The 13,818-nt window shown below is 49.9% G+C and carries 12 protein-coding genes; 8 read left to right on the forward strand and 4 right to left on the reverse strand.

What is annotated here, in order from left to right:
- Positions 1–1,098: 1,098 nt before the first annotated feature.
- The 5 genes from PAT3040_RS11290 to PAT3040_RS11315 all read left to right on the forward strand — a co-directional run bounded on the left by PAT3040_RS11290 (position 1,099) and on the right by PAT3040_RS11315 (position 7,097).
- Complete coding sequence (locus PAT3040_RS11290; RefSeq protein ID WP_108992735.1) at positions 1,099–2,067, forward strand: hypothetical protein; 969 nt, start codon at positions 1,099–1,101, stop codon at positions 2,065–2,067.
- A gap of 356 nt (positions 2,068–2,423) precedes the next feature.
- The gene (locus tag PAT3040_RS11295; RefSeq protein ID WP_108992736.1) at positions 2,424–2,708 is read left to right on the forward strand and encodes a hypothetical protein; all 285 of its coding nucleotides are present in this window, start codon (positions 2,424–2,426) and stop codon (positions 2,706–2,708) included.
- A 729-nt stretch (positions 2,709–3,437) separates the two neighbouring features.
- Entirely contained in the window at positions 3,438–4,421 is a 984-nt protein-coding gene (locus PAT3040_RS11305) for a bile acid:sodium symporter family protein (protein ID WP_258234940.1), read from the forward strand.
- Positions 4,422–4,466: 45 nt separating this feature from the next.
- Positions 4,467–6,245: a two-component system histidine kinase PnpS gene (gene pnpS, locus PAT3040_RS11310; RefSeq protein WP_108992737.1), complete on the forward strand. Its 1,779-nt coding sequence runs from the start codon at positions 4,467–4,469 to the stop codon at positions 6,243–6,245.
- Between the two features lie 129 nt (positions 6,246–6,374).
- Positions 6,375–7,097 (forward strand): response regulator transcription factor, encoded by a 723-nt coding sequence (locus PAT3040_RS11315; RefSeq protein WP_108992738.1) that lies wholly within the window; start codon positions 6,375–6,377, stop codon positions 7,095–7,097.
- Positions 7,098–7,470: 373 nt separating this feature from the next.
- On the opposite strand, the gene PAT3040_RS11320 is transcribed toward PAT3040_RS11315, so the two are convergent.
- From PAT3040_RS11320 to PAT3040_RS11335, 4 genes are all read right to left on the reverse strand, one after another.
- Positions 7,471–8,337, reverse strand: coding sequence for a helix-turn-helix domain-containing protein (locus PAT3040_RS11320; protein ID WP_108992739.1), 867 nt, complete (start codon positions 8,335–8,337; stop codon positions 7,471–7,473).
- A 20-nt stretch (positions 8,338–8,357) separates the two neighbouring features.
- Positions 8,358–8,789, reverse strand: a complete 432-nt coding sequence (locus PAT3040_RS11325; RefSeq protein WP_087567878.1) for a threonine/serine exporter family protein — start codon at positions 8,787–8,789, stop codon at positions 8,358–8,360.
- Positions 8,790–9,110: 321 nt separating this feature from the next.
- Complete coding sequence (locus PAT3040_RS11330) at positions 9,111–9,899, reverse strand: threonine/serine exporter family protein (RefSeq protein ID WP_087568077.1); 789 nt, start codon at positions 9,897–9,899, stop codon at positions 9,111–9,113.
- A 26-nt stretch (positions 9,900–9,925) separates the two neighbouring features.
- Positions 9,926–11,104, reverse strand: coding sequence for a M20 family metallopeptidase (locus tag PAT3040_RS11335; protein ID WP_108992740.1), 1,179 nt, complete (start codon positions 11,102–11,104; stop codon positions 9,926–9,928).
- Between the two features lie 155 nt (positions 11,105–11,259).
- Here PAT3040_RS11335 and PAT3040_RS11340 point away from each other — a divergent pair, with 155 nt between their 5' ends.
- From PAT3040_RS11340 to PAT3040_RS36940, 3 genes are all read left to right on the forward strand, one after another.
- Positions 11,260–12,441: a methyl-accepting chemotaxis protein gene (locus PAT3040_RS11340; RefSeq protein WP_108992741.1), complete on the forward strand. Its 1,182-nt coding sequence runs from the start codon at positions 11,260–11,262 to the stop codon at positions 12,439–12,441.
- A gap of 141 nt (positions 12,442–12,582) precedes the next feature.
- Positions 12,583–13,242 (forward strand): phosphate signaling complex protein PhoU, encoded by a 660-nt coding sequence (gene phoU, locus PAT3040_RS11345; RefSeq protein ID WP_087567881.1) that lies wholly within the window; start codon positions 12,583–12,585, stop codon positions 13,240–13,242.
- Positions 13,243–13,320: 78 nt separating this feature from the next.
- Positions 13,321–13,818 (forward strand): hypothetical protein (locus PAT3040_RS36940; RefSeq protein ID WP_181376559.1); only part of this gene is annotated, 498 nt, incomplete at its 3' end.

The following is a 13,818-nucleotide window of genomic DNA, read 5'->3' on the forward strand; positions in this document are numbered from 1 at the left end:
CCTCTTTCAAGATTGTACTTTATTTCCACTAGTACTCTCCAACTTAATTAGGGGGCTTAATAGTATTGGAGGCGGTTTGCGTACCTAACAAGTAATAAAACGATCGGTTTAATGCTGTATTTGCCATTCTGATATCCCTAGTAAGTCTTGGTGGATCCACACCAATTTCGCGTGTACTTTGTATGCAACCATCCCACATCGCAATCTGATATTCTATCTGGTAACCCATAGCATTCATGCCGGATATCCTTCTTAGGATCCTAGTCTTTTCGCGTGCTTCAAACCCATAGTATATGATAACATCTTTGCGTATTTTTCTCTGCTTATTCACCGGAAAATTTTCCATGAGACATCGGTATAAAAGGTTTGGTTTTGTCTTTAATCTGCTCGCGCAAATCGGATGAAGACTACCCATCCACTTTCAACGAACGCACTTCCGACTGATTCGGTACCTAGAGAAGCAGACGGGGCAAACTGTCAAAGTCGCCTCACGTGTTAACTCAAATTATATCCTCAGATGCTTTAAGAGTTTTGCCAAGAAGATCGGAATTTTCGTCTTGCTTATTACCCAATTAGCAGCTCCGACTCACTTTCGCTTAATCTAGTAGTGCCGAACGAAATATTCCCCAATACCAGTAAGTGCCCATCATCCCAAATTCTTCGCGTTGTCCTTTGATTTTCATACGTGTATCCCTTCAACTTTCGATTGACTTCCCTTAAAACAATGTGAATTATACATTTATTTATCATAACTATTTAAATGATTTTTAAATTTATTTTTCCATTAGACATAAGGTTGCCTATTTTCATAAACACCACGCATCATACCAATTTATCTGGCGCAGATCGGTTTCTGACAAACCGTTATTTCCATTACTGCAAGTAGATAAGTTCTACCTGTAACGCCTAATTTCATAAATCCAAATAAGGCATCCTTCGTCCAGTTGTTCTATTAGTGTAGCTACATTAAGTAACCTGACTAACAAGAGCGCAAATTGCGTTTCGGAAAATACCAATCACGAATTCGTGGTAATTGTTTCCATACTAGGGTATTCTTTAATCGTTGATATCAACCAAACCAATTAAAGGAGTGATGGTGTGATCAGGAAAATTGGTACATTGGCAATCACCTTATCATTATTAGTTGCATCAAGTTTACAAGCTGCGCCGCTTTCAAAAGAACAACAGTTCGAAATTGTACAAACTGTCATGATTGATCAAAACACAGAAATTAAAAAATTTGAAGATGGGCGAATTGCTCCAATTGACAATGCTAAGATTCTAAACGAAGAGCAATTAAACAAAATACTAGTTCAAATGAATGTCCCCACAGAGGAAATCAATAATTTTCCTTTAGGATTTAAAAAGAAACTCGTTGAACGGGGCGGACTTTATGTGGAAGTCAATCGGAATTTTAAAGAATACTATAATGATTCACAGGGCATAAAACACGAAGTAACAGAAGGCAATAGAAATAATATTCAAACCAAAGTTTCCCGAGATATAGAATCACTAAAAGCACCTGGCATGGTCAATTTACTTTCTGATGATTCTGTATCAGACGGAATATTTACAGCCCAAACATATGTATTTTATCTCGGAAAGACGGCAACAAATGCTGAGTTTAAGTATGACTACTACACATCTTATAACTGGTCGAGACTTCCGGCCAACTCTTACACTGATATAATTGCTCAATCTTGGCAGAGTCATACTACTAGCGTTGCAAGTAATGGAGCACACAATTGGTACCCGGACTGGGATTACTATTGTACGCCAGGCTATACCTGGGTTCAAGATTCTTATGGTACTAACCTTAAAAATTCAATCGGTGGAAGCCAAGCAAAGTTTTCAAATCATGCTGTTTGTGAGCAATATGGGGCATTGCACAATGAAGTCCGTATTCCAGTTACTCATGCTGGGGAGACAGGGCAGTTTATAGCAACCTACGCTCATCCATTTATAGGTGGATTAGGATATGCGGTCATGAATTATCTAAGTATTGATTTTGGTTTCTTTATAGGTAATGAATGGGAAATGATAAATACCTTTACCATACAAACATGATTTAGGCAATAAGTCTGGGGTACAGTGTATCTCCCCAGACTTATTGCCAATTTTCCAAGAATATTAGTAAGACCCTTCCTAAACACAATTCAGTAACCTTTTTCCGTAACCTTTAAGATCAGTGGGGTTCTATGTAGCATATAGATTGACGTTCCTATCCATTTTGTGAAGGTAACTGAACTAAAAGGATACTTTTGTTCAACCAATAATTTGTGATTAAGAACAAGGTCAAGCCTTTGATATATCACTGGATAAAATGGTAAGATACAAGAGGATCTGCTGAAACACATATCAATGCTGCCCATTTGCGCATGCAAATGCCGAGAAACTATCCTACGAAATTAAGGAGATACATTGTGAGAAAAAAAATTGTAATGCTCTCATTTTTATTGTTGCTGTCTATTTTGTTTTTTTTCTATTATTCTAATGTTTTTTCGCGGGTTACAGCAGTTGTTACATTGGTAGAAAAAAACCAACAGACTATTATTATAAAAAATGAGAATAATCAATTAAAGGAAGTAATCATTAACGAAGTGTTAATACCTTTTTTAGATGTTAAAGAAAAGTATTTGGTGGTTATATACTCTAATTTATTTAGGCCTGCCTTTATTAAGTCAATTAAACCAATAAAAAACGAATGAAATTTTCTATCTATATCATGATACTTCTGGTTTTTCTACAAATGATACGTGATGTAGTATTACAAGCTACACTGAATGCCTAATGTCTGCTTCCCCGCTACGCTTTCATAGCACGCTTATGATGTCCACGCACGTATTCCTCCCTCTTATTGCATTGTCGACCACATATGTAACCAACAATTTCTGCGATTCTATCGAGCTAATACTTTATCCACGGAATCTCGTTGCCTTCGACAAAGAAAACCATCTCCACTAGAACTCGATATAGTATCTTAGTGGGATATAATAATCAACATTGACGATACTCACGCCTATCCATACGACCAACGGCGGCGGAATTTTAAATGGAGTCCGCCGCCATTGATTATTCAAAAGAATCGTCGGAAAAGCTCTCTCCGACGTTCGCCGTAGAACTGTGCGTAAATTTTGGTGGTCGATGCTTTCTCATGACCGAGCATGTCTCTAACTCTGATGTATAACCGATCTCCGATCTTATTATGCGTAACTATCGGGCGATCCGATAGTCAATACCTTCTCAACAGGATATAATAGCTTAAAAATGAAAGTGGCGGCATCATGTCGGACATATCCAATCCTTACATACATGGTGATGCATAATTGTTTGGAGGTCAAGGATCCGAACCCATCTATAGTACGAATGTGGTCGAAATTGCGAATTAGGTTTATCATAGGAAGATCATACGCGGTTGCCGGACGGGAGATAACAACATGGATATACGCAAACTAGGTTTAACCTTTAATACCATATTCGAAAAATGGATGTTTCTCATCATTCCCTGCTCGCTCATCCTCGGGTTCCTATTGGAACGTCCGCTGCAAGCCTTTGTGCCGGCCGTTCCTTATTTATTTGCTTTCGTCACGCTGACGATGGCGATGGGGTGCGGGCTCAATCATCTGCGCGGCGTCATGAAGCGGCCGGGCATTATGCTGCTAACCTTCCTGCTGGCCCACGTCGTGTCGGCTGTCATTGCTTACGCCGCAGGCGTGGCGATCTTTGGAGCCGACTCTCCTTATGTCGTGGGGTTGGTGTTGTTCACGATTATCCCTCTTGGCGTGTCGTCCGTTCTGTGGGTGGGCATGTCCGGCGGAAGCGTGCCGCTCATGCTGGCCATGGTCGTATTGGATTCCCTGCTCAGCCCGTTCGTCGTGCCGGCAGGCGTGCATGCTTTCTTCGGGACGGGGGTAGAGGTCAAGGCAGGTCCGCTCATGCTGGACTTAACCATCCTTATCGTGTTTCCCACGATCATTGGCGTTGCCTTGTACGAATGGAGCAAAGGGACGGTCGCGGTTAAAACCAAGCCGATCGCCGCCCCGATCTCCAAGCTCTGCTTCGTCTCGGTTGTCGCCCTTAACGCTTCGGCCATTGCGCCGTACGTAGACGAGTTGAAACGCGACATGACACTGTTGGTGCCTGTTGTCATTGTTTTAGTCGGCATTTGTTACGCCGTCGGCTTCGTCTTTACGGCTGGCCTGCGGGATCGCGAGACGCAGACGACGGTATCGTATGCGACCGGCATGCGCAATATTTCTCTCGGCATCGTACTGGCGATGGGCTACTTCAGCCCGCTTGCCGCCGTACCGGTCGTGCTGTCGATTCTTATTCAACAGCCGGTGGCGACCGTTCATCATTATGTTTTACATAAACTTAACAGAAACAAGACTGGCAATGCGGTCCGTACGCATGTACGATAAACGTTGGCATTGATTTGCCGGCCCATCCATGAGGAGTGAACGGACATGAACAGTTTTCGAACCCGGCTAACGATCATTATTATCGCGATGACCGCGCTGTCGGTGACGGCTGCGGGTTTCCTGATGATGAAGACGTTTAAAAACAATCATATCAATGCGCTGGAAGACAATATGGTTCGCGAGCTGCATCTCATCGTCAACAAGATGGATTGGCTGACGGGCGAGCTGGAGGAGCAATCCTCCTATTATACGAAGGAAGCGGAAGAGCTCAAGGGATACACCGATGCGCGGGTGACGTTTATGCGGGGAGACGGCACGGTCATCGGCGATTCGGACTACGATCCGCGTACAATGGACAATCATGCTTCGCGTAAAGAAGTAATGGAAGCGATGGATAAGGGCATCGGACAAGCAGTGCGTCCCAGCGAGACGGCTGGAGAAAGCTTGATCTACGTGGCAATTCCACATGTCGTTTTGGAAGATGGCAATACTTATATCATACGGCTAGCCATGTCGCTGCAAGAGGTAGAGGGCAGCATCGATCAATTGACAATCGTTTTAATTGGCGGCCTATGGGTGCTGTGCATCGTCGCGGCCGTTATCAGCTATAGAATTGCCCTGAGCCTGACGAAGCCGCTGGAGCAGATTACGAAGGTGGCCAAGCGGATCAAAAACATGGACTATCGCGCGAGGGTGAAGACGACGAAACAAGACGAGATCGGAGAGCTGGGCACGGCAATCAATGCGATGGCCGACAGTCTGCAGGTGCAGATGAGCCGCATCAGGCAGAACGAGAACCAACTAGAGAGCGTACTTGCGAACATGATCAACGGCGTCGTCATGATTGACGTTCATGGCATTATTCTGCTTATGAATCGCAGGGCGGAGGAAGTGCTCGGCTTCTCCGCGCGCGAGCTTGTCGGACGGCATTTCGCCGAAGCGAAGCAGCAATATGAGCTGGCGCAGATTATTCAGGAAGCATTGGATTCGAGGGAGCACCTGCGCGAGGAAATAACGTTTTACTTCCCGGAGGAGCGACTGCTGGAGCTTAATCTTGTGCCTGTCCGCGAAAACAACGACGGAGAATTTAGCGGCGTGCTTCTTGTCCTGCAAGACGTATCCGCGATTCGCAGACTGGAGCGGATGCGCAGCGAATTCGTGGCGAATGTGTCGCATGAGCTTAAGACTCCGATTGCCGCAGTTAAGGGATTCGCGGAGACGCTGCTTGGCGGTGCCGTTAAGGACGAGGAGACGGCTCGTTCGTTTCTTCAAATTATTTTCGACGAGAGCGAAAGGCTCAATCGTCTGATCGGAGACATCCTGGAGCTGTCTAAAATTGAATCGCGAAGAGTGCCGCTCATGTTTTCTCCTGTAGAGATGGATGGATTCATTGACAAGACGGTAAAGCTGCTGGAGCCGGAAGCGAAACGCAAAGGCATTGCTCTGGAGCGTGACGTCGAATCAGGATTATATCTGGAGGCGGACGAAGACCGGCTGCGCCAAATCATGATGAATTTGTTGTCCAATGGCATTAATTACACGCCGGAGGGCGGACATGTAACGATTCGCATCTATGCGTATGGCGACGAGCAAGTCCGCATCCAGATCAGGGATTCCGGCATAGGCATTCCCAAAAAAGATCTGCCTCGCGTCTTCGAGCGTTTTTATCGCGTGGACAAGGCCAGAAGCCGGAGTTCCGGCGGCACGGGCCTCGGTTTGTCCATCGTCAAGCATCTGGTGGAACTCCATAAGGGAACGATCTCGGTCAGCAGCACGGTTGGCGTGGGAACGACATTTACGATTGATCTTCCCGTCATTCAATAAGGCGGCAAGCGCCTGGTTAGGCATGTTGGACTATCGCATAACGTGGAAGTCGTGGTAAACTGTTTACTAAGCGTTAAACTTTAAGTGTATGCGGCGCTTGATGCGCCGCTATAGAGCCTGGAGGTCCCTATGTCGCACAAAGTGTTAGTCATTGAAGACGAACCGACTTTGGCAAGGTTATTATCGTACAACTTGACTCAGGAAGGCTACGAGACAACCGTCATTGATCATGGCAGCGAAGGGCTGCAGACCGCTCTTCAACGAGGTTTCGATCTCATTATATTGGATATCATGCTGCCGGGCATGAATGGTTTCGAAGTGTTGAGCCGGCTTCGCCAGCACGGCGTGCGCACGCCTGTCATTATTCTGACGGCACGCAATGCGGAAGAAGAGGTCGTGCAGGGACTTAAGCATGGAGCGGATGATTATATAACGAAACCTTTTGGGGTAGCTGAGCTGCTTGCTCGTGTATCGGCCGTCTTGCGCAGGACGCACAACGAAGACCCCGCACCCGTAGTTTCCAACGAGAAGGTAATCTCGATAGGGGAGTTGGCGATCTACCCGGAGAAATACGAGGTTGTCGTAAACGGCGAACCGATCCCGCTTCGGCCCAAGGAGTTCGAGGTGCTGCTCTATCTGGTGCAGCGTCCGGGAATGGTCATTACCCGCGACGATCTTATGAACGTCGTATGGGGCTTCGACTACATTGGCGGCCAGCGTACCGTCGACGTACACGTCAGTTCGCTTCGGAAGAAGCTGGAGCTTGGCCAGCAATCCGTTCAGATCGAATCCATCCGAGGCGTCGGATACAAGCTCGTTATGCCTAAAAAGCTCGCAAGCCCTAAGCTGTAGGGATGCCGGGCTTTTTTTGTTGGCAGGGGGAGAGGGGAGCGCGTTTTGAAAGTATAGTTAAGTTGCGTAGGTAAATAAAAAAGTGTAATGAAATACATGCGCTTGTTGGGGGTAAGAAAAAGGAGCCGCCGTAGCCAGCCGTGTCGGACGCAATAGCCCGAAAAAGTCGGGCTAAAGAAGCGCAGCCGGCCGTGTCGGACGCAATAGCCCGAAAAAGTCGGGCTAAAGAAGCGCAGCCGGCCTTGTCGGACGCAATAGCCCGAAAAAGTCGGGCTAATGAAGCGCAGCCGGCCGTGTCGGACGCAATAGCCCGAAAAAGTCGGGCTAAAGAAGCGCAGCCGGCTTTGGCGAGAGCAATAGCCCGCGCAAAGCATCAATTCCGCTGCCAAGTCAGCATCTTGCGCTGGAATTGCTTGGGCGAGCAATCGTTGTACTTTTTGAACATCTTGTAGAAGTGGGCCATATTCGGCATGCCGATTCGCTCGCCAACCTCGGAGATGCTCAGATCCTTCGTAAGTAGAATCCGTTCGGCCCACTTGACTTTGCGGTAATTAACGTATTCCGTGAAGGAGAGACCGATCGTTTTTTTGAAATATTTGACGAAGTAGTAGTAGCTCATATTGGCGATCTTGCACACCTCTTCGACCTGTATCCGTTCCGTCAAATGGTTCTCCACGTAGTCGAGCACGGGCTTCAGCCGCACCTTGTCGAAGTTGTCCTGCTCGATCAGCATTTTGCGCGTGTCGTTCCGGAGCAGATGCAGCAATATTTGTTTGATCAAAATGCTCGCCGCAAGCTCGTACCCCGTCGATTTGCCCGTCGCTTCGTCCAGTATGCGCGTGACGCAAGTCGCAATCTCCGCCTTTACTGCAGCATTCTCCTCAAAAATATAATTCGCCTTGGAAAGCGGCGCATGGGTTGCCGAGAAGTAACGAATATAAGGGATGGAGCTATGGTCGAAAAACTGCTCCAGGTCGAACTGCAGCACGATGTAATCGAGAAGCTTCTCGCTTTTGTCCCGATGCAGCTCGGATGCCCCGATGATGACCAGGTCGCCTGGACCCAGATGATAGCTGTCCTGCTCCAGATAGACATCCAGATGACCGCTCAAAATAAGCAGCAACTCAAGCTGCTTATGATAATGCCAATTGGTAAAATCCGAACCCTCGCGCTGCGTTCGGAAAATACGAACCGACAGCAGAGGATTCTCGTAACGGACCTTCTCGTTGAATGCGTCCAATGAGGGCGCCTCCCGTCTAATCAGCGAGCCGTTCGCCGTATAATTTGATTGATGACCTCGGAGAAAATGAGACCGATCGCGATGGCTCCCGATATCATAAATGCCTTTACCCCTAGCTGCACGGCGGTATCGTATTGATCCTCGACGACATGCCGCATGGCATCGTAGGCGAGGCCGCCTGGAACAAGCGGAATAATGCCGGCGACGCTGAATATGATGATCGGCGTCTTGTACAGCTTGGCGAACAGCTGGCTGAGGACGGTGACGAGGAACGCGGCGATCAGCGTTGCCGGGATAACGTCGAGACCAAGCTCGATGCAGATATAATAAGCCAGCCAACCGGACATGCCGACAAAGCCGCAGCGAGCCAACTGGCGGATCGGCGAGTTGAATATAAATCCGAACAGGGCGGACGAGATGAAGCTCGTTACGAGCTGATAGACAATTTCCATGCCGACAGGCGCTCCTAAGTAACATGATAAGTGCAACACAACACATTCGTACTGCCCAGAAGTGAAAGTTCAAAAAGTTCGGTTTTCAGCACATGAGCGTATGCTTCCGATGCTGCGTTTTTTTCAAAAACGCTGTAGAAGATTGGATGAAGGTAGAAACTGAGGAGCGGAGCGTAGTGGAAGCTACGTGAGCACCTGCAATGTTTCCGGAGGAAACATACTTCGAAAGCATCCGCTTAGTTTCGCCTGAATTCAATATTCGATGTCGAGTAGGCTTCTAGGCATACTTCGTGATCAAAAGCGGACTTTTTGAACTACCTTTTAGAAAATAGACAAAATAGCAGCGATGCCGGAACCGATCGCGAAGGCGGTCAAAAACGCCTCGGCCCCCTTGGACAAGCCCGAAACGAGATGTCCGGCCATCAGATCCCGGACGGCGTTCGTAATATGCAGTCCCGGCACCAGAGGCATAACGGATCCGATGATGATCTTGTCGAGATCATGGCCGAATCCAAGCTTGACCGCGCCGACCGCCAGACTGCCGATAATGAGAGCGGTCAGAAATTCCGCGAAAAACTTGATCGGCACGATCCGATGAATAAACAGGAAAAACAGAAACCCGGAACCGCCCGTCACGAATACGGGGAAGAAGTCATGCCACCCTCCCCTGAACATAATAAGAAAGCATCCGCTGGCTACGGCCGCGGCCAGCACCTTAAGTCCGGGGTGATACTCATGTTTGGCCGCATCGATCTCCTTTAGCAGCGTATAAGCCTCATTCGGCCCTAGATCGCCGCCGCTGATTCGTCTCGAGATGTCGTTGACCATGGCTACTTTGCTCAGGTTGGTGTTGCGCTCCGAGATCCGGATCAGCCGCGTCACATGCGAAGCTCCGTCGATCGCGAAGATCAGCCCCGTCGGCGTCACAAAGCTATGGGACTGCTCGATGCCGTAAGCGGCGGCGATTCGCACCATCGTATCCTCCACGCGGTACGTCTCGCCGCCGTTCTGCAAAATAATTTTGCCGGCGAGCAGGCAGGTCTGCGTAATGACATGTGTTTGCTCTGGCGTTATGTCAGCTAATGTATGCGCAGACGTACCTGCTGGCATCGTCAAATCCGTTGTCGTGTCTAACGTCATAACGCTGTCGACGTCCGCTGGCGGAATTCCTCGCGTATGGCCGCCCGAAGCTCGCCGTCCGCCATGACGTCATAAGCCGTTGCCGCCAGCAGCTTGGCTCCGACGAGCATCCTGTCCAGCGCCGCATCGGTCATGGCCGCGTCCCGGAACGCCTCCGTATGCAGCAAGAGCCGGTCCTCGACGATTTTCACATAAGGGTGAATGGCCGGACAGCGCTTCGACACGTTGCCAAGATCAAGCGAGCCGTGATCCTTGCCGTCTTGCACTTCTTCCGGTGCGATGCCTGCCTGGGCGAGATTGCTCATAAACGTTTCGGACAAAATCTCGTTTGTCATCAACTCGTCGTAGGAATATTCGTAGCTGCTCACCTGGAGCCCGCAGCCGGTCGCAAGCGCGGCAGCTTCCGCGCATCGTTTGACCTTGGCCGTCAGCTCGTTCGTGTAAGCCCGCGAAGCAGAACGCACGTAAAACTTCGCCGACGCGTAGTCCGGAATAATGTTGGGCGCCGTGCCGCCGTTGTCGATAATGCCGTGAATGCGGGCATCGCTGCGGGTCTGCTGGCGAAGGGCATTGACGCTGCCGAACAGCGCAAGAACCGCATCCAGCGCATTCACGCCTTCATGCGGACTTGCCGCAGCATGCGCGGCGAGCCCGCTAAATTCGAAGCGGACGGGATCCAGCGCCAGCGATTGTCCGGAGCGCTCGAAGCTGTGATAGGGATGCGCCATCAGCGCGATATCGCAGTCGTCGAACAGACCGGCTTCCGCCATCGGCACCTTAGCGCCTTTTGTCTCTTCGGCCGGCGTGCCGTAGACGCGGATAACGCCGCCAAGCTCATCGGCGACAGCCTTAAGTCCAATGGCCGCAGCGGCGCTCATCGTACCGATGAGATGGTGGCCGCATGCATGGCCAAGCCCTTCCAGAGCGTCGTACTCGCAAAGAAAGGCGACGACCGCGCCGGGCTTGCCGGTATCGTAGACGGCGAGAAAGGCTGTTTCCAGTCCCAACACGCCTTTCTCTACCTGGAACCCCGCCCGGGCAAGCATGTCGGTCAACAGTCCCGATGCAAAATATTCTTGATGGCCAAGCTCGGGCTGCCTGCCGATTTTTGTCGCTATGTCGCGGAACGCGTCAGCTTGTTGTTCAATGACGGCTAATGCCAATTGTTTACTCATCGTTGCAACCATCCTTCACCCGATTATCAACTTCCATTATAACATATTGGACGAGCGCTACATTTAACATTCCGATAACAGTGCCATGAAATCGGGATAATGCATTAGGTCTATAATTTCGATAAAACATTCTTTGTCAATAGGAGGATTGAATCATGACGACAACGATGATAAGTCGGAATACGGCAGGATCCAGTACGGAAGAACCGGTATTGGAGACGAAGCCGATCCTGTTGCAGTCTCCATCCATGTCCAAGTCAAAGACGGGGATCATCCGTCTCCGTGATTTCGCAAGATCGGCTCCAGTCGTTCATGAAGACTCATTATGCAAAGATCTGCTTGAGATGTTCCAGGAGCAAGGCGATTGCGAATGCATCGTCATGGTCAGCAACTCCGGCAACATCAGCGGACTCGCGATGCGCAACCGATTCTCCTACAAGCTTGCCCATCGATACAGTGTCGCCTTGTTCTACAATAAACCGGCCCTCGGACTTTCGGATACGGCCCCGATCATCGTCGATATCGACTCGGATCCCCGGGAGATCATTGATTTGGCCATGTCCCGCCAGGGGGATTCGTTGTATGATTGCATCGTTCTCGTCTCCAATAGGGGGTATGAAGGCGTGCTGGCCGTCAGCGATCTGCTCCGTCTCTCCAAGGAGCTTCAATTGCAGGCGATGGAAGCGCAGAAGGAGACGCTGCTTTCTGCGAAAGAGCGGATCAACGGCATTGATGAAGCCGTAGAGAGCGTACGCGATTCTGTGCAGTTCGGCGACACTTTATCCATGAGAATGGTGGATTTAACCCTTCAGGGCAAGACCGAGTTAAACAGCATCAAGGAATCATTCCAAAGTATCGAAAACAGCTCCGTTCGGCAAGCCGAACGAATGAAGGAGCTGGAGCGCGAGACGGGCTCGATAAGCGCGGTGTCGAAGCTGATCAAGGAGCTGGCGGAGCAGTGCAACATCCTTGCGATCAACGCTTCGATCGAAGCGGCGAGGGCGGGGCAATATGGCCGCGGTTTCTCCGTTGTAGCGGGAGAAATTATGAACTTGGCAGACCAGACCAAGAAGTCCGCTATTGAAATTACGGCCATTACCAACAACATTGTGCAGTCCATCGTCAAGGCCGTCGAGCTTGTTGAAGCAGGCCGGAGACAGACGGCGTCCAGCGTAAACAGCGTGGAAGCGGCGGACATCGTCTTTCAGGAAATATTTAAATCGGCCGCGGACAACCGCGCCAGCTCGCAGACGATTGGAGAGCTGGCGGAGAAGGCCCATGAATTGTCGGCTCAAGTCTCGCAGGAGATGGAGCGGCTGCGTCAAACTTACTCCTGATCACAGCTTAGCGGATGGGGGAAAAGCGCGGTTCAGATTGTTTTTACTTCCGCTTAACAAACGAGAAATGCTCCATTAACAATCTGCGAGTAAAATACAGGCTGGGAATCCAGTTCATCGATTCGGGGAGGCATATTAACAATGACGGTCAGAAAAGAATTTGATCACGGTTTGGAAAATCTTCATCAGTGGATTGTCGAGATGGGCAATTTTGTTGAGAAAGCGTTGGCTGAAGCAGTATCCGCATTAAAAAACGTCGACACAGCGCGCGCGAAAGAGGTAATCGAAGCCGATCACCAGCTTAATGCAATGGAAGAAAAAATTATGGAGCTCGGCGCGAAATTGATTGCGACCCAGCAGCCGGTGGCCAAGGATCTTAGACGAATCCTGTCCGCGTTCCGCATCGCGAGCGATCTGGAGCGAATGGGAGATTTGTCCGTCGATATCGCGAAGACGGTGCTTCGACTGGAAGGTCAGCCGCTGATAAAGCCATTGATCGATCTGCCGCGCATGGCAGAGATCGTCGCCACGATGACGTACGAATCGATTCAATCCTTCATCAACGAAAACGTGGATTTGGCGTACAAAATGGCCAAGGACGATGATCAGGTCGATGCGTTGTATGGCCAAATTACGCGCGAATTGATGATGCTTATGATGGAAAATCCGCGCAACATCGCACAGGCTTCGCTGCTCAGCTTCGTCAGCAGACATTTGGAGCGTTTCGGCGACCATGCGACGAATATCGGGGAAAGCGTTGTGTACCTGGTGACAAGCGAGCGTCCCGATCTGAACCAATAGGTCGTAACGAGGCAGCAATATCGGCACAGCGGGGCATCTGACAGCGGTGTGGCGCACCCGAGGATCGAGGGGATAGTCGTGAGTAAGGTCGGAACGGGATTGTTGCACGAAGCATTGGTTAGCGTTGTCATGGATCGCTGGAAGACCGGCGGCGTGGTCGCTCTGTACGTAGAGTTCATGCCGTCGCAGCATGAAACGGCCTTAGCGATCGAAAAATGGGCTGCAAGCGAGCCAGGCGTATTCTGGAAGCAATCATTGGAATCCGGTATCTTGTATTGGCTTGAAATATCCGCTGCCGGACTCTCGACCGAGGCGATCGTCGAGCGAGTGACGGAAGAGCTCCAAAGGCTGTCAGGAGGAACGCTCTCAAGCAGCGGCTTCTCCGACGGCGGGGCGAGACGTTTCGGAGTCGGAGCTGCATGGACGCGACCGATGACGACGCCGGAGAAGGCGGAAGCCCACTTGTTAAGCCGCATTCAAGAGGCGGTCGAAAGAGGAGAGCGTCACCTGGCTTTGGGCACAAGCGAGCCCGCGATTGCCGCCAAGGGCAATCGCGGCGAGATCGGAAGCGGCTAT

The sequence above is a fragment of the Paenibacillus agaridevorans genome (assembly GCF_003112455.1).
Taxonomy (GTDB): domain Bacteria; phylum Bacillota; class Bacilli; order Paenibacillales; family Paenibacillaceae; genus Pristimantibacillus; species Pristimantibacillus agaridevorans.